This is a genomic window from Pseudoalteromonas sp. GCY (assembly GCF_016695175.1).
In the GTDB taxonomy this organism is placed as follows: Bacteria; Pseudomonadota; Gammaproteobacteria; order Enterobacterales; family Alteromonadaceae; genus Pseudoalteromonas.
This window is the reverse complement of record NZ_CP068022.1, coordinates 744,677-769,829: the sequence shown is the minus strand read 5'-3', so window position 1 is coordinate 769,829 and position 25,153 is coordinate 744,677. Positions and strand designations below refer to the sequence as shown.

25 protein-coding genes and 2 pseudogenes are annotated in these 25,153 nt (G+C 41.8%); 15 read left to right on the top strand and 12 right to left on the bottom strand.

What is annotated here, in order from left to right:
• Window positions 1–128: 128 nt before the first annotated feature.
• Together JJQ94_RS02970 and JJQ94_RS02965 are read right to left on the bottom strand one after the other, a co-directional pair.
• Window positions 129–710 (bottom strand): FMN-binding negative transcriptional regulator, encoded by a 582-nt coding sequence (locus tag JJQ94_RS02970; RefSeq protein WP_099031256.1) that lies wholly within the window; start codon window positions 708–710, stop codon window positions 129–131.
• Window positions 707–1,282 carry a GNAT family N-acetyltransferase gene (locus JJQ94_RS02965; RefSeq protein ID WP_099031257.1) on the bottom strand — a complete coding sequence of 192 codons (576 nt, stop codon included), beginning with the start codon at window positions 1,280–1,282 and terminating at the stop codon, window positions 707–709. The genes JJQ94_RS02970 and JJQ94_RS02965 overlap by 4 nt, the downstream gene beginning before the upstream one ends.
• Window positions 1,283–1,378: 96 nt before the next feature.
• Here JJQ94_RS02965 and pdxR point away from each other — a divergent pair, with 96 nt between their 5' ends.
• From pdxR to JJQ94_RS02950, 3 genes are read left to right on the top strand one after another with little or no spacing between them, the layout of a single operon-like run.
• Window positions 1,379–2,836 carry a MocR-like pyridoxine biosynthesis transcription factor PdxR gene (gene pdxR / locus JJQ94_RS02960; protein WP_099031258.1) on the top strand — a complete coding sequence of 486 codons (1,458 nt, stop codon included), beginning with the start codon at window positions 1,379–1,381 and terminating at the stop codon, window positions 2,834–2,836.
• Entirely contained in the window at window positions 2,829–3,146 is a 318-nt protein-coding gene (locus JJQ94_RS02955; protein ID WP_099031259.1) for a hypothetical protein, read from the top strand. The genes pdxR and JJQ94_RS02955 overlap by 8 nt, the downstream gene beginning before the upstream one ends.
• 17 nt (window positions 3,147–3,163) lie before the next feature.
• Entirely contained in the window at window positions 3,164–3,568 is a 405-nt protein-coding gene (locus tag JJQ94_RS02950; RefSeq protein ID WP_099031260.1) for a lysozyme inhibitor LprI family protein, read from the top strand.
• Window positions 3,569–3,640: 72 nt separating this feature from the next.
• Here the strand turns inward: JJQ94_RS02950 and JJQ94_RS02945 are convergent, their stop codons facing one another.
• The 4 genes from JJQ94_RS02945 to JJQ94_RS02930 form a co-directional block, all read right to left on the bottom strand.
• The gene (locus JJQ94_RS02945; RefSeq protein WP_099031261.1) at window positions 3,641–4,330 is read right to left on the bottom strand and encodes a DUF4386 family protein; all 690 of its coding nucleotides are present in this window, start codon (window positions 4,328–4,330) and stop codon (window positions 3,641–3,643) included.
• A 159-nt stretch (window positions 4,331–4,489) separates the two neighbouring features.
• Window positions 4,490–5,629 carry a S8 family serine peptidase gene (locus tag JJQ94_RS02940; protein ID WP_099031262.1) on the bottom strand — a complete coding sequence of 380 codons (1,140 nt, stop codon included), beginning with the start codon at window positions 5,627–5,629 and terminating at the stop codon, window positions 4,490–4,492.
• Window positions 5,630–5,969: 340 nt separating this feature from the next.
• Window positions 5,970–7,733 (bottom strand): sensor histidine kinase, encoded by a 1,764-nt coding sequence (locus tag JJQ94_RS02935; RefSeq protein WP_099031263.1) that lies wholly within the window; start codon window positions 7,731–7,733, stop codon window positions 5,970–5,972.
• Window positions 7,723–8,418, bottom strand: coding sequence for a response regulator transcription factor (locus JJQ94_RS02930; RefSeq protein ID WP_165384138.1), 696 nt, complete (start codon window positions 8,416–8,418; stop codon window positions 7,723–7,725). The genes JJQ94_RS02935 and JJQ94_RS02930 overlap by 11 nt, the downstream gene beginning before the upstream one ends.
• 180 nt (window positions 8,419–8,598) lie before the next feature.
• Here JJQ94_RS02930 and JJQ94_RS02925 point away from each other — a divergent pair, with 180 nt between their 5' ends.
• Genes JJQ94_RS02925 through JJQ94_RS02915 form a run of 3 tightly spaced genes read left to right on the top strand, consistent with a single transcriptional unit; the run spans window position 8,599 to window position 13,083 of the window.
• Window positions 8,599–9,855: an efflux RND transporter periplasmic adaptor subunit gene (locus tag JJQ94_RS02925; RefSeq protein WP_099031264.1), complete on the top strand. Its 1,257-nt coding sequence runs from the start codon at window positions 8,599–8,601 to the stop codon at window positions 9,853–9,855.
• A gap of 8 nt (window positions 9,856–9,863) precedes the next feature.
• The gene (locus JJQ94_RS02920; protein ID WP_099031265.1) at window positions 9,864–10,619 is read left to right on the top strand and encodes an ABC transporter ATP-binding protein; all 756 of its coding nucleotides are present in this window, start codon (window positions 9,864–9,866) and stop codon (window positions 10,617–10,619) included.
• Window positions 10,603–13,083 carry an FtsX-like permease family protein gene (locus JJQ94_RS02915; protein ID WP_099031266.1) on the top strand — a complete coding sequence of 827 codons (2,481 nt, stop codon included), beginning with the start codon at window positions 10,603–10,605 and terminating at the stop codon, window positions 13,081–13,083. The genes JJQ94_RS02920 and JJQ94_RS02915 overlap by 17 nt, the downstream gene beginning before the upstream one ends.
• A gap of 86 nt (window positions 13,084–13,169) precedes the next feature.
• Here the strand turns inward: JJQ94_RS02915 and JJQ94_RS02910 are convergent, their stop codons facing one another.
• Together JJQ94_RS02910 and JJQ94_RS02905 are read right to left on the bottom strand one after the other, a co-directional pair.
• Window positions 13,170–13,457, bottom strand: coding sequence for a type II toxin-antitoxin system RelE/ParE family toxin (locus JJQ94_RS02910; RefSeq protein ID WP_099031267.1), 288 nt, complete (start codon window positions 13,455–13,457; stop codon window positions 13,170–13,172).
• Window positions 13,454–13,735 carry a type II toxin-antitoxin system Phd/YefM family antitoxin gene (locus tag JJQ94_RS02905; RefSeq protein WP_172439966.1) on the bottom strand — a complete coding sequence of 94 codons (282 nt, stop codon included), beginning with the start codon at window positions 13,733–13,735 and terminating at the stop codon, window positions 13,454–13,456. Before JJQ94_RS02905 ends, JJQ94_RS02910 begins: the two co-directional genes overlap by 4 nt.
• Before the next feature lie 424 nt (window positions 13,736–14,159).
• Between JJQ94_RS02905 and JJQ94_RS02895 the strand changes: the two are divergent.
• Window positions 14,160–14,456: pseudogene (locus tag JJQ94_RS02895) on the top strand (ISAs1 family transposase); the annotation flags it as partial.
• Window positions 14,457–14,784: 328 nt separating this feature from the next.
• Here JJQ94_RS02895 and JJQ94_RS02890 read toward each other — a convergent pair.
• Window positions 14,785–15,756 (bottom strand): transposase, encoded by a 972-nt coding sequence (locus tag JJQ94_RS02890; RefSeq protein ID WP_099031269.1) that lies wholly within the window; start codon window positions 15,754–15,756, stop codon window positions 14,785–14,787.
• Between JJQ94_RS02890 and tnpC the strand changes: the two are divergent.
• Both tnpC and JJQ94_RS24410 read left to right on the top strand, forming a co-directional pair.
• Window positions 15,716–16,860 (top strand): annotated as a pseudogene (gene tnpC / locus JJQ94_RS24090) (IS66 family transposase); the annotation flags it as partial. The gene JJQ94_RS02890 and the pseudogene tnpC sit on opposite strands and share 41 nt — an antisense overlap.
• 42 nt (window positions 16,861–16,902) lie before the next feature.
• On the top strand, window positions 16,903–16,977 hold the full coding sequence (locus tag JJQ94_RS24410; RefSeq protein ID WP_442960324.1) for a hypothetical protein: 75 nt from the start codon (window positions 16,903–16,905) through the stop codon (window positions 16,975–16,977).
• Between the two features lie 438 nt (window positions 16,978–17,415).
• Here the strand turns inward: JJQ94_RS24410 and JJQ94_RS24085 are convergent, their stop codons facing one another.
• The 3 genes from JJQ94_RS24085 to JJQ94_RS02870 form a co-directional block, all read right to left on the bottom strand.
• Complete coding sequence (locus JJQ94_RS24085; RefSeq protein WP_236596481.1) at window positions 17,416–18,567, bottom strand: InlB B-repeat-containing protein; 1,152 nt, start codon at window positions 18,565–18,567, stop codon at window positions 17,416–17,418.
• Window positions 18,568–19,043: 476 nt separating this feature from the next.
• Window positions 19,044–19,697: a hypothetical protein gene (locus tag JJQ94_RS24080; RefSeq protein WP_236596424.1), complete on the bottom strand. Its 654-nt coding sequence runs from the start codon at window positions 19,695–19,697 to the stop codon at window positions 19,044–19,046.
• Between the two features lie 167 nt (window positions 19,698–19,864).
• Window positions 19,865–20,752 carry a LysR family transcriptional regulator gene (locus JJQ94_RS02870; RefSeq protein WP_099031272.1) on the bottom strand — a complete coding sequence of 296 codons (888 nt, stop codon included), beginning with the start codon at window positions 20,750–20,752 and terminating at the stop codon, window positions 19,865–19,867.
• Between the two features lie 133 nt (window positions 20,753–20,885).
• On the opposite strand from JJQ94_RS02870, the gene JJQ94_RS02865 reads away from it, so the two are divergent.
• From JJQ94_RS02865 to JJQ94_RS02840, 6 genes are all read left to right on the top strand, one after another.
• Window positions 20,886–22,019: an MFS transporter gene (locus JJQ94_RS02865; RefSeq protein ID WP_236596423.1), complete on the top strand. Its 1,134-nt coding sequence runs from the start codon at window positions 20,886–20,888 to the stop codon at window positions 22,017–22,019.
• Window positions 22,020–22,104: 85 nt separating this feature from the next.
• Window positions 22,105–22,632, top strand: a complete 528-nt coding sequence (locus tag JJQ94_RS02860; RefSeq protein ID WP_099031289.1) for a GNAT family N-acetyltransferase — start codon at window positions 22,105–22,107, stop codon at window positions 22,630–22,632.
• A 142-nt stretch (window positions 22,633–22,774) separates the two neighbouring features.
• Window positions 22,775–23,245: an energy transducer TonB gene (locus JJQ94_RS02855; RefSeq protein WP_099031274.1), complete on the top strand. Its 471-nt coding sequence runs from the start codon at window positions 22,775–22,777 to the stop codon at window positions 23,243–23,245.
• Between the two features lie 63 nt (window positions 23,246–23,308).
• Window positions 23,309–23,773, top strand: a complete 465-nt coding sequence (locus JJQ94_RS02850; RefSeq protein WP_099031275.1) for a GNAT family N-acetyltransferase — start codon at window positions 23,309–23,311, stop codon at window positions 23,771–23,773.
• Between the two features lie 51 nt (window positions 23,774–23,824).
• Complete coding sequence (locus JJQ94_RS02845) at window positions 23,825–24,325, top strand: GrpB family protein (RefSeq protein WP_099031276.1); 501 nt, start codon at window positions 23,825–23,827, stop codon at window positions 24,323–24,325.
• Between the two features lie 117 nt (window positions 24,326–24,442).
• Window positions 24,443–25,114 carry an SDR family oxidoreductase gene (locus tag JJQ94_RS02840; RefSeq protein ID WP_039491289.1) on the top strand — a complete coding sequence of 224 codons (672 nt, stop codon included), beginning with the start codon at window positions 24,443–24,445 and terminating at the stop codon, window positions 25,112–25,114.
• The last annotated feature ends 39 nt before the right edge of the window (window positions 25,115–25,153 follow it).

Genomic DNA, 25,153 nt, shown 5'->3' with positions numbered 1-25,153 from the left:
TCAGTAATAAGTAGTTAAAACCTTCCATAATTTGCTCTTGTCCAAAGCTTATTTAATGAAAGATAACGTGACGTGTAGATTTGCATTATAGGAAAAGGTAACTAAAAATTAAACTTTTGTCACTATATTTATACAAATAAGCTGTGCATCGCAGGTTTTAGCGGCTGTAAATGTATTTTGATTTTTTCGCGAATATCACTCGACTGGTTTTGGCTTAACTTAAAAGCGCCATGCATCGAATTGATTTTAATCTTGAAAAAGTTAATGGCGTTAAACAGCGATTGGCGCTGATTAGCAGACACGCTATCAAGCTGCCAATCACTATTTGAAAACTGCTCAAAATGCGTTATTTGGGCTTGCATTGAAGCGTATTTTTCATCATCAGTAGCAATAATCGCGAGTTCACCTTCAACTATCACATTTGCGTACAACCACGTGGGGAGCTTAATGTCAGGGATAGCTGCGGGTGAGAGGTAATGATCTTCACAGTGGAAAATTGCTTGAATAACACCGTCCGCGTGGAAAATTGGGTTATCTTTTGTAGCGTGTCCAAGTAAATAAGCATGGTCATCACTTAATGTTAGCGGTACAAAAACCGTCTTTATCTTGCCTTCCTGTATCACCGTCAGCGTGGCCAGCGGGTGTTTTGTGATCACAGAGCTGAGTATGTTTGGATTGCTTTCAACGTAGTAGTTTCTTGGGTAGCTCATAATCTTTCCTCCAACCTTGCTTTAACTTCAGGCCACATCTCGTCGGTGATGGCGAATCGTGCTGTATTACGGTAACTTCCGTCGGGCAGGCGTCTATCTTTTAACGACAAGCCTTCAAAATGGGCACCGAGGCGTGCGATGGCATTACGAGACTTATGATTACATTCATGCGTTTGAAATTGCACACGTACCAATCCAATCGCCTCAAAGGCATATTTGAGCAACAGGTACTTGGCGTGGGTATTAACATGCGTGCGTTGAAATTCAGTACCAATAAAAGTGTGGCCGATTTCGGCACTTAGGTTGAGTTTATCAAGTCTAAACAAGCGGCTATTACCAGCCAGTTTACCTGAGTCTTTATCTATGATTGCAACAACAAGTTGTTCGCTTTCGTCAAACTGTGCCGAACCGTAAAACCATTGCTCTATGGTTTTTTGATCGCGACAATAATTGTTAAATACCCACTTCCAGATCTCAGTTTTTTTGCCTCGAGCCAATAACTCAGGTAAATGCGCCGCTTCAAGAGGAGTGAGCTTGACACGATTGGATTCTAGCGTTTGTTTTGAAAGCATCAATATTCCATTCATTCTGTGTTTTTAATGCTTGCATATTGCGCTGATTTTGGTTGATATAAAACAACCAGATTTATTAATTTAATTAGACCAGATTTGATTTCTATTAGCCCAAAAACACAGTCTCAAGATGCTAAACATAAGCGCTTAGCGGATGTTTTACGCAGCGCCATTACTGAAGGTAAGCTCACACCCGGTGACAAACTTCCTTCTGCTCGAAAGCTGGCAGAGTTACATGGTATGAATCGGCACACGGTGATGAATGCCCTACAAAACTTGGTAGCTGAAGGCTGGCTAGTGGTTAAAGAGCGTAGCGGCTATCGAGTCAATACTGAACTACCTATTTTCAGTAGCCAACAGATAGACACTAAAGTGCCTTCTACACCACAAATCGTGCCGCAATTTGCTAAAACACTGACTCCAGTAAGCAGCACTAAGCGTACGGCCTACCGCTATAGTTTTGCAGGGGGCTTACCAGATCTTCATGCCTTTCCCTATGATGAATTTAAGCGGTTTTTGGTAAAGGCGTGTCGCAAAACCAATGTCAGTCATTTTCACTATTCAGACATTGCTGGGTGCGAGTTGCTGAAATCCCAAATTCAGGCGTATTTGCGCCGAGCAAGGGGGCTAGTATGTGATGACTTGCTGATTTGTAATGGCTCCCAAGAAGCGCTTTCTTTGGTGGCAAATGCATTTATTAATCCAGGTGATGGTGTTGCCATCGAAATGCTTGGTTATCCACCTGCTCGGCATACTTTTACCAATGCAGGTGCTGAAATTTTTGCTTTAGCACAAGACGCAGAAGGCATTAAAGTGGAGGCTTTGGCGCGCTGTCTTGAACAAAACAAGGTGAAGCTGCTGTATTTAACACCACTGCATCAATATCCTACAACGGTCACATTGTCCGTACCGAGGCGAATGGCGATTTATCAGCTGTGCCAGCAGTACGGCGTGTTTATTATTGAAGACGATTACGACCATGAGTTTCATTATCTCTGCCCGCCGTTACAGCCTATGGCGGCAAGCGATCCAAGTGGTATTGTGATTTATATTTCTACCTTCTCAAAAATCATGTTTGCCGGTGCTCGTGTGGGTTATATGAGTGCGCGGGCAGATGTGCTTGCGCAATTGGTGGCTCGTAAGCAGCTACTTAATCACAAAAATGATGCGCTTACCCAGTTGGCTGTGGCTTACTGGATGGAAGAGGGCGGGTTTGAGCGCCATTTGCGGCGCATGACCAAAGCCTATCAAGTACGCCATCACGCGATGGCTCAGCACCTAAGCGAGCTTAAAGCCAAGTTAGATATTGACTTTGAAGTGCCACAAGGCGGTATGGCGTATTGGGTAAACAGCAAACGCGACGTCTCGAGATTATCTGAAAAAGCTCTTGAAAACGGGATTTACGTACAATGTGAGCCTGAATTTACCCTCGATAAGGCTAGCAGTTTAAGTCATATTCGCTTAGGCTTTGCGGCGCAAGAAGTCGAGCAACAGCAAGCGGGGCTGAGAGAGTTATTTGCTTTGGTCGCAGAGCTGGAGAAAAATAATGAATAAGCAACAAGCACTGGCCGAATTTGTTACATTCGGCCCACACAAAGCGCAGGCGTTAAATATACTATTGAGCGATAACAGCGCAGTATCGCTTGCTATCAGCAAGGCGATGTTAAGTGTGGTATTAGCAAAATATCTCAGTGGTGAAATCGACGAAGATGAGCTCGAAAATTGGGCTGGGTTTGTTGAACTGCGTGACGAGGTTGACTGCACCTTGATAGAAGATTACCTCTACGCGTTGAATAATCCAGAGCTGATGGGTGGAATTAACCTCGATTCCATCGGTAATATGTTGAAACTCATTAAAGGTTAAACACAAAAGGAAATACCATGAGACTAATAGCGGCCGCATTGTTTTTATTAAATTGCCAAATTGCGTTGGCGGGAGGAGATGTGTGTGAAAACCCTATCTCAACCATAGACATCAACGAGTGTGCAATGAGTGAGCTTAACGCGAGAACTGAAACACTTGAACGTTACTACCAAAAAAGCCTTGAACATAATGCTTTTGATGAGCAACTGGTAGAAGCGATTAAAGCCTCGCAGTTGGCGTGGCAAAGCTATCTCGATGCTCACTGTGACGCGGTATATACCCAATGGCGAGAAGGCACTATTCGCGGTGTGATGGCAATAGAATGTCGTAAGGAATTAGTTAAAACCAGAACCCATACTCTTTGGGCTAACTTTTTGACTTATATGGATAGTACGCCCCCAGTATTACCAGAACCTGAGTAAAATGTGGTTCTGGTAATTACCTCACAATATCCACTGTGAGTACTATTCTGAGCTTAGGCTATCTACCTTAACTTAGTCGGGAACAACCTCTGATGATGTCTTATTCCTCAATAGCATCACGCCTAATCCAATAAACCATAGGATTTGTCCGAGACCAAATATAGCCGTGGTAACCTCAAAAAATGGGTTCTCGGCAAGGAAAGATACACCTGAAAATAAAGTTAAAATCCCAGCTAGACTCACAAGCAAGCCCCAATAATGAAGTAGTGGGCTAAATATTTTATGTTTGAGACCGGCGTAACTGATTGCCAGCACCCAAATCGCGCCTACTAGTTCAATGCCGCCCCCTAGTGCATCTACCACTATCGAGATAGTACGGTTTATTGTTAGTGCAAGCGCCGGATCTGTATCATAAAATTTTGCAATCGCTTCAATGCTGGTTAAAAAAATCATGGTACTGGCAAGGACAATCGCAGCCCAAATATACCCCACTACACTAGTAAACTTCATAAACTCAGGTGACACTGTGTTAAAGCGTTGATGAATTGCTTGCACCAACACAATCAGGGCAAAACTGAAAATAATCCCAATCACGATATAACCAAGAAAAAAGGTATCGCGATTTTGCACAAAGAAATCTAGATAAAGCGCTGGCGTATTGTGCTCACTTGAGTCCAAAACCCCAAAAAATAATACAAAGCCAAACAAATAAGTCGCGGCTTCTGTGAGTGCTGCGACACCTCCCCATTTTTGTAATGACATAGTGATTCCAGTTAATTTGATTGTTATTGTTGTGCTCAGTTTAGCAACATATTAAGCATCAGCTCCAGAATAGGGCGTGTTTATTTGTAACAATAGTTTATTGAGCAGGGAAGGGGGTTTGGGAGGGAGAAGAGCACCTTTAGGTGCTCTTAAGCCATATTAAAGATGAACGATGCTATCTGCATTGCCATCAGGATCGTTTGATGCTATACCATCAGTACCTGGGTTACCATTTCGCATCATGATCACAGCACAGGCGGCAGGTGAAGCCATTGAAGTGCCTGACATCGTCGTTGTTCCGCCACCATTTTTAAGTGATAAAATGCCAACACCAGGAGCTGCATAGTCTACAGGTGGATTGCCATAGTTTGAGAAGCTTGCAAAACGGTCATTTGAGTCGGTCGCTGAAATAGTGAATACACGGTTGTGTGAAGCACTAGCTGGAGACACATTTGCTGCGTGCTGGCTTTCGTTACCAGCGGCTACCACAAAGAAAGCACCAGATTGTTGAGCTGCGCTTTCAACGGCATCATTTAGCTCTTGGTTGAAGCCGCCACCCAAGCTCATATTTGCGCAGTCGCCAGGACTTGCATTGACCGCAACATGATCAACACCAGCTAAAACACCTGACCAGCTGCCTGAGCCGCGAGCATCTAACACTTTTACTGGAACTACAGTGGTGCCAGCTGCAACTCCCACTACATCAATATCGTTATCGAGCGCGCCAATCGTACCCGCTACGTGTGTGCCGTGGCCGTTGCCGTCGTCCATACCTGCATTTCTACCGCTAGAAAATGCTGAGAAACCGCGGCTTGCGTCAACGTTTAAATCTTGATGATCTAAGTCGATACCGGTATCAATAACCCAAGCGGTATAACCGTTACCATTCACAGGACCGCCAACACGCGTTACGCTCCAAGGTGTTGTTTGTGGGTTACTACCACCACCTGGTTTTCCCTTTGCCTTTGCCGGGCTTGCATACACTTTACCATCGGGAGTAAAGCGCATCACATCGCTATTTCCTGCAAACGCAGATTTAGCTTTGTCACAGCTCATGTTCACAGCCATGCCTTTGATGGTATTTTTATAGACATGTTTCGCTTGTGCATTCGCTTTTGCGACCATGCCACGCGCTTTACCTTCAACATCAAACTTTGAAACATCATCTTTAAAACGCACGATGCAGGTATTCGCAATTTCTGCATCCACGGCTGCGCCTTGATACGTTGCATCTTGTGCAAAAACTGTAGTAGCACCAAACGTCGACATGATAGACAAAGTAAGTAGTGTTTTTTTCATCTTATTGTTCCTATTTATAATTATTTTAAAATTAACCTTTGAAACAGGTTGGTAACAAAGTTAGCTGTATATTAATAATTGTCAAAGGTGGAATGAAAAAAATATCTACTTTTTCCTATTTAGGTGCATAAATGAGTAGTATTTTTATTTTAACTTATCAAATCAAGTTGAGTTTATGCGCTATATTGGAGTGGGTGTGTTGTAAGTATTAAGTATTAAGTGTTAAGTATTAAGTATTGAGCTGCTTTCTAGTATTTAACCTGAGGTTGGATAAAGAACGAGCAAACTTATTGTATTTAAAATTTGCCTTAATCACCCGCAGCTCAGATTACTTGATACATTAATGAATGGGGTTGATTGGAAAAGTGATATTGATTGCTAAGCCAGGGTTTCTTCGAACCGCTAAGACTTCCCCACGATGTGCATGGACAAGCTCGTGAACAAGCGCCAGACCAATTCCGGTTCCTTGAGTCGCTCTTGTGAGCTCGTTACCAGCACGGTAGAAAAGTTCGAAAATTCGTTTTTCTTGGGATTCCGTAATACCTGCACCATAATCGCGGATCTCTAGTTCTAGCATATTTATTTGGCCGGATTGGCGACGGAATATAAAATCGACTTTTTGTCTTTCTATGTCGTTAATCTTAGCTTGGTCATAAAATTTAATCGCATTGTCTGTGATATTTATTATTATTTGTGAAAAAGCATCTAAATCCATGTTTAACATGGTTTCTTCAGGCGCAACAAGCTCTGTACTTATATGTTGTTTAAAGTTGTGTTTCAGCATCAAAGAGGATGCTTTTGAATGGATGATATCCATTAAAACAGCAACGCTAACTGGTTGTGGTTTAACTGTTTGCTTTTGGTGATGCAACTTTGTAAGTTGTAAAATATTATCTATCAATCTACTTAACCGTTCGCTTTCGCTGTGTATAAAGTCATAGTATTCAGCTTGATGTGTTGGCGATTGTACGATACCAGCCTGTAGCATCTCACTGTACATTTTTATGGATGTCAGTGGTGTTTTTAACTCATGACTAATAGAAGAAACAAAGTTTAACCGTTGTTCAGCAAGTTGCAGTTGCTCAAGGCCAAGTCTATAGAAACCAAAGCAGCCAATAAGTAAGGCGCTAAAGAGTACAGCAAGAAAAGCACCTCCTAAAAACATATTCTTCGAGAAAGGCAGTGCTTTTGTCGAAATTGATATATCGTAATTCGAATAAGGCCACTTTAGCGTACTCGAGTCAATTATTTGTTGCTGAAGGTTGATATTTGTTTGTTCCGGATTACTTACGATGACTTCATTCGTTTCAGTTTTTTGATAGAGGAAATATTCATCGCCGGCATTCCCCTCATTATCTGTGAGTTTCACGAGCACAGAGTCAGAAAAGCTGCGTAGCGCCAAAATATCATTAATGTGTCGTTGTAAGTAGAGTGTTCTTTCGACTAAGAAACCTTGTATTTTGGCGCTCTCAGAGTTGGTTATTATTCTGTAAAATAGTAAGTTATCAGGCACATCAAATGTGATATTCCAATGCTGCTTTTTGAGATTTAGGCTATTACCCAATAATGCATTGATGCGCGATGATTGAGAAACCAATTGCAGTATTTCGAAGGCTTTTTTTTCAAACGGTGATGTGGAATTTATTTGTTGTTCCATCCCAGCATAGAAATTAATTTCTTTGATCCAAATCGGGCTACTAAATTGGTGATCTGCATTTATTTGAAAAAAGCCAACCAACCCGGGAATGTTTGGTTGAGTCGCTGGAGATACTAACGGTGAACGTAATTTATCCGTTTGATTAGTCTGTGAGTTATATGAGTAACTGTAATAGTCGAACGCAGTAGCGGGAATAGAGTCATGCGCTATGAGCTTTCGAAACAGTTTTGTGTTTGTAACTTGAATCAAATTACGGGCTTCTTGGCGATAACTATCTAGCTGAGACTCTCGAGCAGATTGATAGCTAAAGTACAATAACAGAGCCATAAGAATCATAATTAACAGCGTGATTAAGCTAGTTAGCACCCGAAGCTTTTTAACACCTTGAAGATAGTTCAAAGGCGTATATGTTGGCTCACGACTAGAGGTTAGCCACTTAATCAGCATGAAGTTGGTATCCTTCTCCACGATGGGTCACTAAATATTGAGGAGATTTGGCATCATGTTCAATTTTCTTTCGAAGTTTTGCGATGTGTATATCAATCGTACGAGTGTCTATATCGCGAGTCTCTTTATAACCCCACACTTCTTTAAGCAGTTCGTCGCGAGAAACAGGGTGCTTTTGACGATGTAGGTAACACAGTACCTCGACTTCTCTACGTGTAAATTTTGTTTCATTGTTTCCTAACTTGCCCGTTAAAGTTTGCGTGTTGATTGTGATATCAGGGCTTAATACAAGCGTTTGCTCTGCTCCTGTCCAACCCGAACGACGAACAAGGGCATTAACTCTCAATACCAGCTCTGATGTGGAAAATGGCTTTGCAACATAGTCATCAGCGCCTAAAGAAAGACCGTTGATGATGTCTTCTTCACTATTTTTAGCTGTCAACATTAAAATAGGTTGTGAAGGAGACGACTGCCTTAAATTATTACAGATATCGAAACCATTCATGGATGGAAGCATTACATCAAGGATAACGCAGGCATAATTTTCGTGAATTGCGCATTTTAACCCTAATACACCATCAGATTCACTATGTACATCATAGCCGTGAAAAACGAAAAGGTCGGTTAATCCGCGTAAAATAGCTGGTTCGTCTTCAATAATGAGTAATTTGGGTTTGATATTCAACTACAGCATCCTCCCTAGATAGTCCTAATCCTCATTATACCTGTTAACTCGCTGAGTTAAATGCAAACTTTTGTAAACTTTTAGCGCGGTTTATTTTACCTTTCTTGTCTTATTAAAATTCATTGAAAGACCTACATTGGATGTTAAAGGTCGATGATTTCCAAATTTTTAGGATAAGTAATGGATATAGTTCGAAAAGATAACAAGAAAGGGGTTAGCAGACGAGTTAAGTGGGGCCTTGTTACGGTTACCTGCCTCACTTTAGCGACCATATTTATGTTAAATACAAGTAATGCCTCCTACTTAGCTAAGAAGGAAAGTTTGTTAATTGATGGTGTAAAAAGAGGTGAGCTGAACATCAATGTGAGGGGAACAGGCGTACTGGTACCAAAGGAAAAGCGTTGGATGGCGGTGAGTGTTTCAGGACGAGTAGAAAGAATACTTAAAAAGCCTGGAGCAGTAGTGAAGCAAGGTGAGCTTATTTTGGAACTTAGTAACCCTCATTTATCGCAACAAATGGAAGAGGCTAAATGGGAACTACAAGCGTTGCAATCAGAAGTACAAGCAAGAAAGGTTGCGTTGGAATCTGAGTTACTCGATCAAGAGATCAGAGTAATGAATGAGAAGCTTGGTTTTGAACGCAGTAAGCTTACCTTAAATGCGCAACAAGAACTGTTGGAAAAGGGGTTCGATGCAATTTCGAAAATAGACTTCGAGGAAGTCAAAATGGATGTGATGCAGTATGAACAACAATGGATGTTGGAAAAGCAGCGTTTAGAGAAACGTAAAGAGAATTTAGCGGCACAGATTGAAGCTAGTGAAGCGCGATTAACTATGATGCAAAAGGCTGTAGATAGATACGCTCAACAAGTAGATAGTCTAAAAGTGACAGCAACGATGGATAGTATAATTCAAGAAGTACCTATTGAGCTTGGGCAGGAGGTAAATGCAGGGACCAACTTGGCATTGCTGGCTAGAAGTGACATCTTTATTGCTGAACTTAGAATTCCTGAAAAACAGATAAAAGATGTTGTTGTAGGCCAACGCACTATTCTCGATACACGAAGCAGTAAAATTGAAGGTAGTGTACTTCGTATTGACCCCATCGTATCAAATGGGTCCGTTCAAGTAGATATTGAACTCACGAGCGCATTACCTAAAGAAGCTCGCCCTGAGTTATCAGTTGATGGGGTGATAGAGATTAATACCATTCCCAATACTTTGTTTGTTAGAAGGCCAATGTTTGCTAATAGCTTTAGTCAGATGGAAATTTATGTTTTGGAAACATCGGGAGATTTTGCGGTAAAGCATCCAGTGAACTTTGGTTTTATGTCGAGTCAGTATATTCAAATAGAAGGTGGTTTGAAGGAAGGAGACCAAGTCATCGTTTCAGACGCCTCGGGTTGGAAACAACACGAACGTATTCAAATTAATTAGGAAAGCCAATGAGTAAGAATAATAAAACTCTAGTTAAACTAGAATCTTTAGACAAAGTTTTTTATACCGATGAAGTAGAAACCCATGCGTTAAAAAACATTAACTTAACAATATATTCTGGAGAGTATATTGCCATTACGGGACCTTCTGGTTGCGGAAAATCCACATTACTTTCTCTGCTTGGTTTGTTAGATACGCCAACGAAAGGAATGTACCAATTAGCAGGTCATGACGCATCTGATATTGATACTGATGAGCGAGCTAGAATTAGAAATAAAGAAATTGGTTTTGTCTTTCAATCATTTAATCTTATTAGCGATTTGACAATTGAAGAAAATGTAGAGCTACCATTAACATACCGAACAGACTTGACCGCTGACCAGCGAAGACAGTCAGTAGTATCCGCGTTAGAAAAAGTAGATATGGCGCACCGAGCAAAACACTACCCATCTCAATTATCGGGAGGACAGCAGCAACGAGTAGCAGTCGCGAGAGCGATTGCAGGTAATCCCTCTATTATCTTAGCTGATGAGCCTACTGGTAATTTGGACTCGAAAAACGCTGAAATGGTGATGAAATTGTTGGAGGTTTTAAATAAAGAGGGCGCGACTATATGTATGGTTACTCACGATCCTGCATCAGCGAAAAGAACACAACGTATTATAGAAGTGTTTGATGGTGAAATTGTAGGGGACATATCAAATAACATCAGATCAATGGGGACTCATGCGTTAAAGGGATCGGAATATGAACTATTGGATTGATATAAAGTACGTATTCAGGGGGTTGTTGAAAAAGCCACTATTTTCATCAATGTCGATACTCATAGTCGCGATAGGATTGGGGCTTTCTATTTATACATATACGCTTCTATCACAGTTAATATTTAAACCTTTAACGTTAAATGGCGACACTCCAATCGTTGCAATTGAAGGTGAATATAGAGAAGCGCATGGGCGAGGGCAGAGAACGGATCCTTTCCATTTGAACTATATTAGTCAAGAGTCAAAACTCATTGATAATATGAGCTTGTATAGGACGGGAACATCAACCATTAGTAATATTAACAATGGGCAAGGTTCAATAAAAGTTCACTCTAGCCATAGTGACTGGAATCTTTTTGAAGTTGCGAAAACTCAACCAGTTTTGGGTAGAGGTTTTAGCCCTGAAGATCATGAGATAGGCGCAGAGCCTGTGGTTGTAATAAGTTTCGAATTGTGGGACCAATACTTTGCTCGAAGTAATGATATTTTAAACATGAACCTTAAGGTTAATGGCATTTCTAAACAAGTCATTGGCGTGATGCCTGCTGGGTTTTCATTTCCGGCCTTTGCTCAAGTTTGGCAACCATTAGCTGTTAACCAGTTCGAGCCTACTCACCCTTCTGATGCCTTTCGAGACTCGCTTAATGGTGTGGCTCGATTAAAGCCTGATGTCTCTTTGAGTCAGTTTGAAAAAGAAGTAGGTAACTTAGTTACACGCCAATTCCTCGCCTTACCGCAAGAGTTTAGTTGGCGAGCAGATTCTCCAGGTGGCTATATCAGAGTTTTTAACTTTAAAATGACTGATGACGGTGTTGCGCATCATTACCCCATATTTATCGCCATGTCCTGTGTTGTTGTTCTGATATTATTCTTGAGTTGTATTAACATTGGCAATTTGCTTTTGGCTCGAGTGAATGAAAGGGCAAAAGAAGTTGCAATTCGAATTTCTCTTGGGATCCCTAGAAAGAGATTGATCTTACAAATGCTGTGGGAAAGCTTATTCATTTGTGGTTTGGGTGCGATCCTCGCCTTTATATTCGCATCTTTCGGTACAAGCATTACAAATGATGTGTTAGACGAGATATTTTCAGTCAATGGAGAACGTCCTTTTTGGTGGGTGTTGTCACTAGAAATGGACGCAATTTTGGTTCTATTACTGTCAGTGATCTTTATGGTTTTTGTAACCGGCTTTATTCCCGCAATGAGAGCATTGGCACAAGATGTTAATGCCGTGCTAAGAGATGGAACAAGAGGTGCTCTTGGGAAAAAGGCTGGCAGAATGAACAAGTTGCTTGTCATATCAGAAGTCATCTTATCCTCAGTTGTGTTAGTCGTTGCGACGCTTCTTCTAAGCACTGGCTATGCGGCTCAAAATGCAGACTATGGGGTAAAAACGGAGCAGCGATTGACTGCCACTATTCAATTACCCAGCACTAGCTATCCAACATCGGAGCTTAAAAAAAGAAACGATTTTTATTATCAGCTCAAAGATAAACTGGAACAGCAGCCAAACATCAACGGTGTAGGATATTTTACCAGTTTACCTGGCACTGGCGGAGGGAGTTCACATTTTGAAATCCAAGGTAGAGAAGCGCTTGTTTATAATGAAAATCCAATGTGGAACTTTGAAGTTGTTAGCCGAGATGCTTGGCAAGTCGTTGGTATGAACATTATTGAAGGCAGAAGCTTCGAGCTGAGAGATGTTGATAGTGGAGAATCTCCAACAATTATAAATGCTTCAATGGCAGAGGCGTTATTTCCAAACAATGATGCGCTTGGTCAAAAAGTAAGAACGGTTGATGAAGGTGGCTGGCATACAGAATGGCGAACAATTGTTGGAATTGTGTCTGATAGTGTTCATGGACCAACAATGCAATCGACGAGTGCTTGGCATACTGGCTATGGATTAATGGATCTAAGAGGGTGGACCATGGAAATTGTGATTCACTACAGTGGCTCACTTAATGCTGCAGAATCGGCTCTCAGGCAAGCTGTAAATGGCATGGATAATGAGGTGACGCTATATCATGTGCAAAGCTATCAAAGTTTAATCAAACAGCCGATGCTATTAGTGAATGCAGTAAATACGATTTTTCTTTGGTGTGGCGTTGTCGCATTAATGCTAGCCGCAAGTGGCATCTATGCCGTTTCCTCAAACAGTATCATTATCCGTACGCAAGAAATTGCTACGAGGCGTGCGTTAGGAGCCAAAAATTCAGACGTAATTAAACTGTTTCTTAAAGAAGCTTCTCTTCAATTAGGCGCTGGGCTGGCTTTCGGTATTCTTATGTCTTTATGGGTTATAAGTCAGATCACGAAATCAATGATTATCGACGGTAATAGCTATGTGATTGGTTTGGTAGGAATACCAATTTTCATAAGTTTAATCGTACTATGGGCGACCTATTATCCTAGTAATAAAATGGTTAAGCAGGAACCTTGTGAAGGGTTAAGGCAAAGCTAATATGAATAAGTGTGATCACCTAGGGATATTGACGGTATAAGTGCCAAACTCGGCAGTTCAATATAACGTCGCGTTATAACACAGTTCTACAGGTCATCTTCCGACAACATTTGACGACAATTACGCACTGTTAGTACGCGGATCTCATGACTTAAGCTATAGATAATACGATAGTGACCAAAAATGATTTCGCGATAATTTGTATGGGGCATTTCAGGAACAAAGCGCCCCATTTCAGGCATACTTCCAAGTAGTTCAGTTTTATCAAAAACTTCGTTCACCCACTTTTCTGCGGCAGATGGATTATCCAAAGAAATAAATTCAGCTGCATCGCCTAGCTTCTGAAGCGCTAATGGAGACCAAACCACTTTCATTTCTTAATGCGCCCCAGTACTTGAGTACGAGCATCATCATTGGAAACACCAAGGCCTGAAGCTAATTGAGCTTCAGCGGTGCGCATTTCTTCTAGTAATTCTATTTTCTCTTGCATTGCTTCATACTCTGCAACATCGAGAACAACAGCTACACCTTTACCATGTTGTGTGATTACCAATGGACGGCGAGTCTCATTGATTTGTTTGATGTAAGAAGCTACACCAGCACGAAATTCAGATAACGGCTGAATATCTTGATCGAAATGAATACGACTCATATTGAACTCCAAATGGTACAAAATAACGTACAGATAATAGTTCAACTAACCGTTTAGAGCAAGGAGTTGATTCTGTGTTGTGCGCCCTGTTAAGGTGTGAGCAACGCAATACCGAAGCCGCCGCAGACCACCTTAAACACTAAACGCAACGCACAGTAAAAATGCCACGCGCTGCGAATCATTCTTGAACAGTTATGTTTACAACTCAGCTTTGGAGCACCAAAACTCTGAATAACAGCCATCAACCCACTCTATACCACGGCGGGATCACACTTTGTAAAAAGGCTTTAACACCCGGTCCTTTTCTGATCTAATAACGCCCACATTATCACTATCTACTTGTTAATTATGTCGTTATTTAGCCACCTTGAACTTGTTGAAGATAAGCGTTCTTCTATCAATCAACATCATGATCTTGCTGATAACAAAAATAGACACGCACTTTTATGTCACTTCAGTTGAGCCTGATGCACAGATGTTACAAAAAGCTATCCGCCACCATTGGCACATCGAGAACCAACAGCATTGGGTGTTGGATGTCGTGTTTAAAGAAGACGCTTGCCAGATCAGTGAGCCGGTTTCGGCAGAGAATATGGCGCTGTTCAGACGGGTTGTTCGCAACTTGGTAAAACAGCACACAGGACGTAAAGATTCGATACGTGGCAAGTGTGTTCGGGCCAGCTTTGACGATGAATTCAGAGCAGAGCTTATCTTCGGTTAATGGTCGTTAACGAAGTATGCTCTCACCCTGCACTCTATACGAATTGTTCCAAACTCTCGTTGTGTGTTTAACTCTTCAGATATGATTACCTTTTCTGATTAAGTAAAATAAGGAGTAAAATAAGTGACTCCCATCACTATTAACATCAAAGCTGAGAAATTTAGCTTGAAAAGTATAAAATACTTAAATCACTAGGTAAAAAAACGGTTATCGATAGGCTAATTTTTAGCGCCAAAGCATATCTCTACACCAAAACTGAGTTATCGCGCCCGACAACGCGCTGCTAATACAACAGTAAGAAATTCTAGAATTGAGAATGTGAGTTTTGCTAAGCCAACAAGCGCTCGCAGTTTGTTAGGTTTGTCCGTCGTCGTTTTTGCAGTGTTTCACAGTAAGCGGTTATTGTCCGCTCTCGACCAACTGCACCGTGGAATACCCGAGAAAATTGCGTGGTGAGTTTTATCCAGTTCTCAGGCTCTATATTTAACCGAGTGAGTATAGGCTGAGACTCAAAGATATAACCGCGTTTATCGGCGCGAATACATTGGCCTGTGAGTTCAACTAATTCAATATAGGATTTGAGATCAAAGGGCAGGCCTTTAGGCATATGTTTTCGTGGGCTGCCAGCAAAACGTAGTAGACTTTTTGGTTGATTACCCAGTTTAGCGTGGTCGATGCGCTTTTTGATGCTGGTGTAGTCTGAGGTCTCGGGCGTTGCTGCGATTTTGGCTCTAATGGGGTTTAGGTATACGTAAGCGAGACAAGCAGCCAGTGCAGCCTCGTCCAGTAATGCTTGGGATTTGAATCGTCCTTCCCAAAACCGACCTGTACAATTATCTTCTTTATTTGCTCGGCGGGCGATATCTTCGTTGAGTACTCGCATAAACCAGCTAATATCTGCGAGCCTTTCTCTGTACTCATCAACCAGCTCATCGAGTATCAATTGCTCCGATTCATTGAGTGGCTCATCTTCAATAAATTTTTGGCTTACCCAATTACCTTTAAACAGCTTGTGCCATCGTATCACAATCGCTTTATCCGACAGGCGCTTAGCCTTTTTATCATCAACATATAAAACAATGTGAGTATGATTACTCATCACGGCATAAGCACAGACATTAATACAAAACACAGACCCCAACATCAAGAGCTTTTCTTCAACCCAACCCCGGCGGTGCTCGTATGATTTGCCAGTAAGTTTATCTTCACCGCAGAGAAAGGCGCGCCTTACGCAACGGGAGATACAGTGGTAGTATTTGGTGTCGGTTAGACTGATTTGTCTTTTACGGGCAGTAGCCATAGTTGGTTTCCTCAATCCTTTGAGTGCAGAATTAAAGCTTAGGCGGTATCTTTGGAAGGTGCAAATTAGTGATGGGTGTCTGCGATTTGTTTCGTTATGCGATTTGTTTCGCGATTTGTTTCGTGTCAGACCTAAATATAGCTGCCGACACTGTGAAAAAACGCACACTCAAGTTGAGATAAAACAAGCTCCAGTACCACCGAGCCCAATCCCGAAAGGCATTGCCACGGCGAGCTTGCTGAGCCAAATCATCACCAGTAAATATCAGTATGGCTTACCGCTGTATCGACAGGAAAACTTGTTCAAGCAATATGGTATCGCGCTGGGAAGGCGAACTATGGCGGATTGGGTGATACGCTGCGCCAGCTTATTCAAACCGCTCTACGACAGGTTGCACGAAGTGTTGTTACAGCAACCGGTACTGCATGCCGACGAAACCACGGTTAAGGTGGTAAAAGAAGACAAACAGACCAGTTACATGTGGCTGTATTGTAGCGGCACGGACTCGGCTGTGGCTGAGTCAAAAATCCCCAATATCGCACTGTTCGACTATCAGAATAGTCGTGGGGTCGCTGTCCTGTGGAATTTTTACAAGGATATGATGGCTACTTACAAGTAGATGGTTATGCAGGCTACGAGCAAACACAGGCGACCCTTGTTGGCTGTTGGGCACATGCAAGACGCAAGTTCAAAGAAGCAGCAGATGCACAAGCCAAAGGCAAAACCGGTAAAGCCGGTAAAGCCGATTGGGCACTTAACCATATTCAAAAACTATATCGAGTTGAAACTGCGCACAAAACAGCAAGCGCTGAAGTGCGGCAGATTGCACGGGCACAACAAAGCGCACCGCTGCTGGCCCAGTTTAAAACCTGGTTAGATAAATCAGCACAAACGGTGGTACCAAAATCGAAGCTAGGTGAAGCCGTCCATTACACGCTAAGACAATGGCCGAAACTCATTCGCTACCTTGAAAACGGCCAGTTAAGCATGGATAACAATCGTGCTGAGCGTGCCATTAAACCGTTCGTCATAGGCCGAAAGAACTGGCTGTTTAGCTTCACCACAAGTGGTGCAGAGAGTAGTGCAATCCTCTACAGCGTGATCGAAACAGCCAGAGCAAACGGCCACACCCCATTCGACTATGTGATGCATTGCTTAAACAAATTAGCCCAGCCACAGTGCGATATCGACAGTTTACTGCCCTGGCATGTTAGCCTCTAGGTGTAAGGTGTAGTTCGCTGCACGCTTACACAAAGTTGAAATAGATGGAAAAGAGAGAACTAAATACACTATAGATGACGATATGGGGAAGAGATTCATAACTTTCTCTTTTCAATCGCTTAGTTCAGTTTTTTGCAACTCTAAATGTTAACCTAAGCCAGACAAAGACTTGTGCGATACTCCAAGGTTAGAAAAAGTAAGCCATTACACTACTTGACTCATTTTACTGATAGATTTAACTAAAAAGAAATGGGGCAGAAATGAGTTGGCTGAACGGCCGCTTTGTAGAATAAAAGTAACATTGATAGTGTTATTACGTCAAAATCGCTTAGTACTTATACTGTCAGCATCCCTTGGCAATCACACTACTACAGCTAAATAGAATAGACTCAATCGGTTACTCGGTTGAGTCTATTCTTCCCTTAAGATGTTTTCCAGTTAGCGCGAGCGTAATGTTCTGCGTCTAATTGCCACCATGACGCTACTCAATAGAATAAACAAGTAACCTAACGCACCACCTGAGCTGCCTTTATCTTCCTTATCGGTCGTCGTTGGCGTTGAGTTCGCTTTGTACTGTGCTTTTACAACCAGCTCACTGGTGACTTGGTCAAAAGCTAGATCCCAACCGGTAAATGTATAACCATCTCGTTTTGGCTCAGTGGGCGGCGTTGCTGCTTGTCCATGAGCAACTTCTGCTGCTTTGATGACGGTGTCATTCCAATCCACAAACTTCACTTGATACTTATCAATCTCAAATTGTGCCGTAATGGTAAGATCTTGATTGACATCATTAAAGTCGGTATTCCAGCCAGTAAATGTATAACCTTCCCGGGGCGGAACTTGAGGAGCCGTTGCAGCACTATTTTCTTCAATAGTTTGAGTAGAAAGCACGCTTCCATCCCAGTTCTTAAACACGACACTAAATTGCTGTGGTTCATAGCTTGTTACCTGAAATGCGACTTTGTTGTCTGTGTAGTCTAATTCAGGGGCTTCTGATGAAAAGCGAACAGTGGGTGCAAACACGCCAGCTTCGCCTGGCGTTACAGTAAATGAAACTTGAACAGATTTAATATCAGACGCGCCAGAAAAACTACAGAAGCGACTGTTACTCAGGTCGATGCAGTTAACTGTATATCCTTGATCTATAGAATGGAAATCAAATTTGACTGCGGCGTCAGCATCGAGGTAGAGATCAAATCGGCGCGGTAAACTGGACAATGTGTTTTCAGTTATTTCCAGCGTAACTCGATTGCTTGCTCCCGTTTTTACCTGTTTTGCTCCCGTTATATCTTTTACTGAGATTTTACTGATCTGTTCTTCATCAACAAAGATATAAGGCGTGGCACCTAACGTTGTTAATTCTCGTGCTTTTGCACCTTGGCTATAAATGCCAGCAGAATCTATTTGAATGTTGGCATCTAACTGCCAAACACCTTGACCTTTTTGCAAGTCATCTGTGCTGAAATTTAGGCTTGTAGTGCCAACAGACGTATTTTGATCACTACCTTGTTGCCACTGTTCTATGGTAAATAGTTTATCTTTTGCCTCGGAGCCTTCCGGTGCCCTGAGAGAGTAGTAGCCTTTGGCCATACCAGATATATCTGACGCAGTGACGGTTAAAGTAACGTTTTGCTCACCATTCGTTGAGGTCAATTGATTTGATGAAAAAGCGATATTGTCAATGCTTGGTGGCACAATATCTAGTTCAGTTTGATTTTTAACCGTAATAACGGAAGGTAGACCGAGTTGGTTAAAGTGACCTCGATTGTAAGCCCCCATATTTCCATTGCTATCAGTTAGCATCGCAGAGGCAACAAACCACTCACCTGGTAGATCTTTATCAGTAAAGGTAAAAGAGTAATTCGAACGATATACCCCTTCGACGTCTGTTTCTTGCCAATCAGATGACTCAGCCTGTTTTATCGCAAGTGACTTATACTGGCTAGGTGGTGAAACCCTAATTACACCTTTAGACATCGTTGAGTGGTCATAAGCTTCTATGGCTATATTTACCGTTTTATCACCTGTGTTGACATCAACTTCAGTGTCAGAAATCGTAATAGATTTTATTTCAGGGTTAACGCCCTCGGTAACCTTATCATTTGTGACAACGATATTTGGGTTAAATCCCGCTGCTTCAATTTCACTCTCGCGCAGCCAAAAGCGAACAGCGTTGGTATATGGCCTAGGGTTAAAAACCATTTACCATTGATGTCAGCATCCGTGAAAGTGAAACTAACCTTACTTTCGTAAACCCCCGGTTCGTTCGTTTTCTGCCAATTAGCAGCGGCTGCAGATTTATTGCCACCCCAACTGAAGCCTGTTGGTGGTGATAAATAAACGCGTGCAGCTTTTACACCGCTTTCATCGTAAAATCTTAATGTAATATCAACGGTTTTGTCACCGTTATTGACATTAACTGAGTTGGAGCTCAACTGGATTGATCTTAACTCTGGTGGATTTCGTTCGGTTTCAGTTGTAGTTTTTTGTTCTTGGTAGCAGTGGGTATTGAGTAAATCCAACATAGACTCGGCGGACAATAAATTGTCACTTGCGCCATTTTCAGCATTTGCCATCAATAATTCAGTTTTTGTGTCACAGTTTATTTTTGGGTTAGTGATGGTATCTAAACTAAGCGGTTGGCTTGCTTGTACATTCATTGCTGCTAGCCCAGAGACTAGCGTTGCCAGTGTGGTTTTCTTAAAGAGATTAAAACTCATAGTTAGTCCTTTAAAGTGATTATGTGTAGCACGATATTAGCGAAATACTCGGTTAGTACCGCTTATAACTACAAAATTGAGTAAACATCCTAAATTACCATGTAGTTCTATATCTTTAGAGGATTTTTTGTACTTAAATTGTGAACAAATGTGAAAGCCAATCTTATCTACTTTGTTGAGTTAAGGTGATTTTTAAGATGTTCGATAAAAAGTTGGGTTTTATATGGGGTGTAGTTTGTCTTGGGATAATACGCCCATAATTGTTTTGTTTCAGATTTTACTTCAGGTAATACAGGTATAAGTAAACCTTGGTCGAGTTCTCTTTTCACATAGCTAGGCGCAATAAATACCAGTCCCAAACCTTGTACTGCTGCTGTCAGCATAGCGTCAAGTTGATCAGAGACGAAGTTATAGTTGTCAAACTGGAAGACATCGCCATTTTCTAAAATAATCCCGCCTAGTTTGTGGTAATAACTGCTTAACAACATTTTATGTTGGCGCAGATCATTAAGGGACTTGATAGGCTCATGTTGTTTGAGATAGTGAGGAGCACCAAAGATCTGCATTTGATAATCAATGAGTCGGCTGCCTTTATGAGAGGCTGAGTCAAAAGCTTCATAGTAGCGTGTGATCACTAAATCGTGAGTAAGATCTGGGTGTGCGCCCGGGGCGATGACATTAAGATGAATTTTTAATTTGGGATATTTGGCTAAAAATGAGGCGATATTTGGCATTAAAATGGTGCTGCCTACCGCGAGTGTTGAAGCGATTTTTAAGCTACCAGATGGCGCTTGATTCAGTGCTTGTCCGTGATCAGTTAAACATTCAAATTGCGCTAGCCATAGAGAAGCCTTCGGTAAAAAGTGCTCCCCAGCCTCAGTGAGATTGACTTGGCGAGTCGTACGAATAAATAGCGTTAAGCCAAGCTGCTGTTCTAACCAGTCAATTCGTTTGCTCACCGCAGATGCTGAAACACCCTCTTCATCTGCGGCACGCGTAAAACTGCCAAACTCTACAACTTTGCTAAAACTCCGCACTCCGGTTAGCCAATCCATTAATTGTTTCCTAGCAAGAATAAGTGTTTTTATTATTACCTTGTTTTTTGGATATTAAAAGCTCGATAAAATCATCCTCAGTAAATTCAAGGGGGTTGACGTGTTTCAAGTTGTGTTTTTAGCTGTTTTGCTGATGTCTTGCTCTCAAATCGCAAGCCAAATCTACATCCCTGTTTTACCTAATATCACGGATTCCTTACAGCTTACGCCTAGTCAAGGACAGGCAGCAGTAATTAGCTATTTCACTACACTAGGAGCTGCGCAACTGCTGGTTGGGCCGCTACGAGATAAGTTTGGTGATAGGCCGTTATTTTTTAGTGGGCTGGGTATTTTACTGCTAGGCACAGTTTTTTGTTCAGTTGCATCTAGCGCCGAGGTATTTTTTATCGGTCGGGTGTTGCAAGGTATTGGTGCTGCGTCGCCGGTGTTAATTGGTAGAACGCTTCTTGCTGCAAGATTATCAGGTAGTGAACTTAAAAGTGCAATGGCGACGTTATCAATGTCGGTGAGTGTTACTGCTATTTGTAGTCCATTCTTGGCTGGAGTGTTATCTGGCTGGGTAGGGTGGCAGGGGATGTCATGGTTTGCATTCGCTTACTATATTTTGATACTGATTTATGGCTATAAAACTATGCAGCAGAGCAGTAAAATTACCATGTCATTACGGCCAAAAGCGCTCTTTAATGAATATCAAAGTCTATTGTTAAACCGCTCGTTTATTTCCCTCGCGTCGCTCAAGTGGTTGCCTACTTTTTTGTATCTCACCATTCAACTGTATCTGCCGTTTTTATTGGCACGGCAGTTTGGCTTGGAAGCCAATGCAATAGGTCAGGCGATGATGATCCCCATGTTTGGCTTACTCATAGGATCAATATTAACTAAGGTATTGCAGCGTAAGCGCGCTTATTTGGATATCGTAATTTGGACTTGGCCTGCGCTCGTTGTCAGCGTGTTATTGCTGCTATTTGCAAGTGGTAGTGCGCTTGCTGTTTTGCTTGCTTATGCTGCGATTATGTTTGTATTTGGCGCTTATTTTCCAAGTTATATGCATCTTATTGGCGTTTTACATCCAGAGAAAGCAGGAACAGCAAATGCGCTAGTCGGCGCGGTTGAGCTGTTATTTTTCTCTTGCGTGGCGTGGTTAGTCAACCGATGGCTACTGAGTGGCCTTGAGTCACTTGCGGCACTCGTTTTTGGTTGTGCGCTGTTACTGTTTATGACCTGGCGGCATTTACGCACTGTCCTTATGCCGGTTTGTAAAGAGTAATAGAATGCATGTGGTTTCTGCTACATAGCGTTTATCTATGAGACTGATGGCTATGTATGTGATCTTATGTTTGGGAAAAATAACAATGCAGTTTGAAACAGAACGTTTATCCATAAGACGAATGACAATGGATGACTTAGATGCGGTTTACAGCCATCGGAAAAACCCAAATACGTCAAAATATATCGGTGCGCCTGCCACGTTTGAATCGGCAAAAGAGAGGCTAATTCAAGCTTGCCAACCTTGGAAAGGTGGGGTCGATGAGCGTTTGATCCTTGCGATCGTTAAAAAACCACAAGCTCAACTTATTGGTGAACTCGTTTTTAAATATGTCGATGCAGGAAAACGGGTCGGTGAGATTGGCTTCCGGTTAGCTGAGGTCGAGATTGGTAAGGGTTATGGGGAAGAAGCCGCAACAGCACTGATGAAGGAGGCTTTTCAAAGTCTCTCTGTAGATACAATTCAGGCCATATGCGCCGTTGAGAATCTGCAGTCGCAGCGGTTGATGCTGAAGTTAGGGATGAAACGCGAAACTCATTTAAAAGCCTTTTTGGATATAGGCGGTGAAAAGCACGATATCTATATCTATCAATTAAATAACCTGAGTTGCTAGATAAGGAAATAATTTAAGGTGATTTTAAAACAATGAGTTAGCTCTAAACTTCCAGTTAAATAGAAATTAACTTGAGTTTATGAAGCTTGACCTATAAAAGGGAACTAATTACAGTGCTTGATTTTAAAGGATTAAATGTGACATGAAAAGAATAACCATTCTGGCGTTGCTGCTACTCTCTGGATGTCAAACAAGTAACACTTCTGTACCGTTAACAGCTGAAGAGCTAAAACATATTCGCTATGTAGATATGCGACATTTACCCATCAAAACTCAAGCGGATGGTTATTGGATTCAAAAACGCCGGATAGAACCCATATATCCAATAGAGGCGGCCAAAGGTGGGATATCGGGATGTGTTTCTTTGACGTTAGGTATAACCCCTGATGGGAGAGTGGGAAGCTATAAAATCACCAGCAGTTATCCCGAGGGCGTTTTTGATATCAGCGCACTTCAGGCTATAAGAAAGTGGCGTTGGAACCCCGATGATAATAACCTTGCGCGTCAGGCTATATTAATCGATGCGAAGCTTGATTATTTTGTAATTCAAGGGCAAAAAAATTTGGATGAAGCAAAACGAAACTGTGAATTTACCTCCATTCCGGGGCGTTAAGTGTAGCGTTTTACTGCATAGCGCGCGAACGTATCCGCGCTTTTATGATTTGAGGCAATGAAAATGGAATTTGAACTTTTAGTGCAGCACAAAGCGCTGATACCAATTATTGCTAAGTGGTACTTTGACGAATGGGGGAGCATTGTTGAAGAGGCCTCTGTAGAGCGTTTTGAGCAAAAGCTTTTAGACTATCTTAACGAGTCAGCCATTCCTTGTGTAATCGTCGCGCTGGATGGCGACACAATCGCAGGAGTCGTGCAGCTTAAATTTCATGAAATGAGTATCTACACAGATAAAGAGCACTGGATTGGTGGTGTCTATGTGGACAAGCCTTATCGTGGAAATAAACTAGCGCCACGCTTAGTCAAAGAAGCGGAGCGACTAGCCATTAAATTCGGTGTCAAAACGTTATATTTACAAACGGAACACCCAGAAGGTGGACTTTATCGAAAACTCGGCTGGCAACCGCTCGAAAACGTCAATTACCGAGGCGTTGATGTGGTAGTGATGAGCAAAGCTTTGCTTTAGCTATATACTGTTCCAAACCAAACCGAAAGCAACTACAGGACCTTCCTTTCAATGGCAGACCAAGCGATTTCACTCTCTAAATATAATCAAGATTGGCCACGGATGTTCCAAGATGAAAAGCTAAGGTTAGCGCCTTTGCTATGCCCTTGGATTGAAGGTGATATTGAACATGTGGGTAGTACAGCTGTGGTTGGTATGGTTGCTAAGCCTGTGATAGATATTATGGTGGGTGTTAAGTCACTAGTGGCGTCAAAAGAAGCCATCAAAGTTCTCACTCAGCACGGTTATTGTTATTACCCCTATAAAGCTGACGTAATGCACTGGTTTTGCAAACCAACGCCTGAGTTTAGAACCCATCACTTACACCTTGTTCCTTTCAACAGCCTACTTTGGCAAGAGCGTATTTCTTTTAGGGAAAAATTAAGAGCATCATCAGATTTAAGAGCAGAGTACTGCGCGTTAAAGCAGGCGTTAGTACAAGAATACAAAGATGACCGAGAGCAATATACTCAACAAAAATGGCCGTTTATTAAACGGGTATTGGGTTGTTAATTTAATGTTGATTTTTTTGGTTCTAAGCCCAATATAACGTAAAGCAGTAGTCGAGTATTAAATAGATGAGGCTTGGCTCTGCTGTGATTTTTACGTTAGAGGAGTTGAAGAAAAGGAATGAAAGGAAAAAAGATATTAATTGTTGGTGGGAGTACAGGTATTGGCCTCGCATTGGCAAAACGCGTAAGTGAAGATGGAGGTGAGGTATTAATAGCCTCGAGATCTGCATTTGACAAACAAGCTAGCATTAAAAGTCAGCCATATCTTGAAAGTTGTACTTGTTATTCGGTTGATATCACAGTTGAAAGTGAGATTAAAAACCTACTTGAGAAAATAGGAAAAATTGATCATCTAATTTTTACTGTTAAGTCTCCACTCATTGTTTCTCCATTTTTAGAACTCGATCTCAAAGAGGTTCGTCATGCTTTCGATACTAAGTTTTGGGGGCAGTATAGCTTTGCTAAATTGGCTCACGAATATATTAACGATGGCGGGAGTATTGTGTTTTCGTCGGGAACATTAGGTAAACGGCCTTACAATGGGTACTCAACATTAAGTACGATAAGCGGTGCAGTTGAATCACTTGGGAAGGCTTTGGCAATTGAACTTGCTCCTATTAGGGTCAATACCGTTTCACCAGGATTTAAAACATTGAAAGAGTTGGAGGAAAAAATTCCTCTAGGCCTTGGAAGTGATTCTCAAATTTCCAACTCATATTTGTTTTTGATGAATGACAGTTATATAACGGGCGCAACGATAGTGAGTGATGGTGGGGCTATGCTCGTTTAGGGTTGACCTATAATGCCAAGAAAAACCCAAGAGACTTGG

Excerpts from the sequence above, each read along its gene's own strand:
- JJQ94_RS02935 (WP_099031263.1), bottom strand. The coding sequence starts at position 7,733 with ATGCTGATTAAGTGGCTAACCTCTAGTCGTGAGCCAACATATACGCCT.
- JJQ94_RS02925 (WP_099031264.1), top strand. The coding sequence starts at position 8,599 with ATGGATATAGTTCGAAAAGATAACAAGAAAGGGGTTAGCAGACGAGTT.
- JJQ94_RS02970 (WP_099031256.1), bottom strand. The coding sequence starts at position 710 with ATGAGCTACCCAAGAAACTACTACGTTGAAAGCAATCCAAACATACTC.
- JJQ94_RS02910 (WP_099031267.1), bottom strand. The coding sequence starts at position 13,457 with ATGAAAGTGGTTTGGTCTCCATTAGCGCTTCAGAAGCTAGGCGATGCA.
- JJQ94_RS02855 (WP_099031274.1), top strand. The coding sequence starts at position 22,775 with ATGAAAAGAATAACCATTCTGGCGTTGCTGCTACTCTCTGGATGTCAA.
- JJQ94_RS24085 (WP_236596481.1), bottom strand. The coding sequence starts at position 18,567 with ATGGCCAAAGGCTACTACTCTCTCAGGGCACCGGAAGGCTCCGAGGCA.
- JJQ94_RS02905 (WP_172439966.1), bottom strand. The coding sequence starts at position 13,735 with ATGAGTCGTATTCATTTCGATCAAGATATTCAGCCGTTATCTGAATTT.
- JJQ94_RS02840 (WP_039491289.1), top strand. The coding sequence starts at position 24,443 with ATGAAAGGAAAAAAGATATTAATTGTTGGTGGGAGTACAGGTATTGGC.
- JJQ94_RS02865 (WP_236596423.1), top strand. The coding sequence starts at position 20,886 with ATGTCTTGCTCTCAAATCGCAAGCCAAATCTACATCCCTGTTTTACCT.
- JJQ94_RS02890 (WP_099031269.1), bottom strand. The coding sequence starts at position 15,756 with ATGGCTACTGCCCGTAAAAGACAAATCAGTCTAACCGACACCAAATAC.
- JJQ94_RS02850 (WP_099031275.1), top strand. The coding sequence starts at position 23,309 with ATGGAATTTGAACTTTTAGTGCAGCACAAAGCGCTGATACCAATTATT.
- JJQ94_RS02915 (WP_099031266.1), top strand. The coding sequence starts at position 10,603 with ATGAACTATTGGATTGATATAAAGTACGTATTCAGGGGGTTGTTGAAA.
- JJQ94_RS02965 (WP_099031257.1), bottom strand. The coding sequence starts at position 1,282 with ATGCTTTCAAAACAAACGCTAGAATCCAATCGTGTCAAGCTCACTCCT.
- JJQ94_RS02920 (WP_099031265.1), top strand. The coding sequence starts at position 9,864 with ATGAGTAAGAATAATAAAACTCTAGTTAAACTAGAATCTTTAGACAAA.
- JJQ94_RS02940 (WP_099031262.1), bottom strand. The coding sequence starts at position 5,629 with ATGAAAAAAACACTACTTACTTTGTCTATCATGTCGACGTTTGGTGCT.
- JJQ94_RS02955 (WP_099031259.1), top strand. The coding sequence starts at position 2,829 with ATGAATAAGCAACAAGCACTGGCCGAATTTGTTACATTCGGCCCACAC.
- JJQ94_RS02945 (WP_099031261.1), bottom strand. The coding sequence starts at position 4,330 with ATGTCATTACAAAAATGGGGAGGTGTCGCAGCACTCACAGAAGCCGCG.
- JJQ94_RS02845 (WP_099031276.1), top strand. The coding sequence starts at position 23,825 with ATGGCAGACCAAGCGATTTCACTCTCTAAATATAATCAAGATTGGCCA.
- JJQ94_RS02860 (WP_099031289.1), top strand. The coding sequence starts at position 22,105 with ATGCAGTTTGAAACAGAACGTTTATCCATAAGACGAATGACAATGGAT.
- JJQ94_RS02950 (WP_099031260.1), top strand. The coding sequence starts at position 3,164 with ATGAGACTAATAGCGGCCGCATTGTTTTTATTAAATTGCCAAATTGCG.
- JJQ94_RS02870 (WP_099031272.1), bottom strand. The coding sequence starts at position 20,752 with ATGGATTGGCTAACCGGAGTGCGGAGTTTTAGCAAAGTTGTAGAGTTT.
- JJQ94_RS24080 (WP_236596424.1), bottom strand. The coding sequence starts at position 19,697 with ATGAGTTTTAATCTCTTTAAGAAAACCACACTGGCAACGCTAGTCTCT.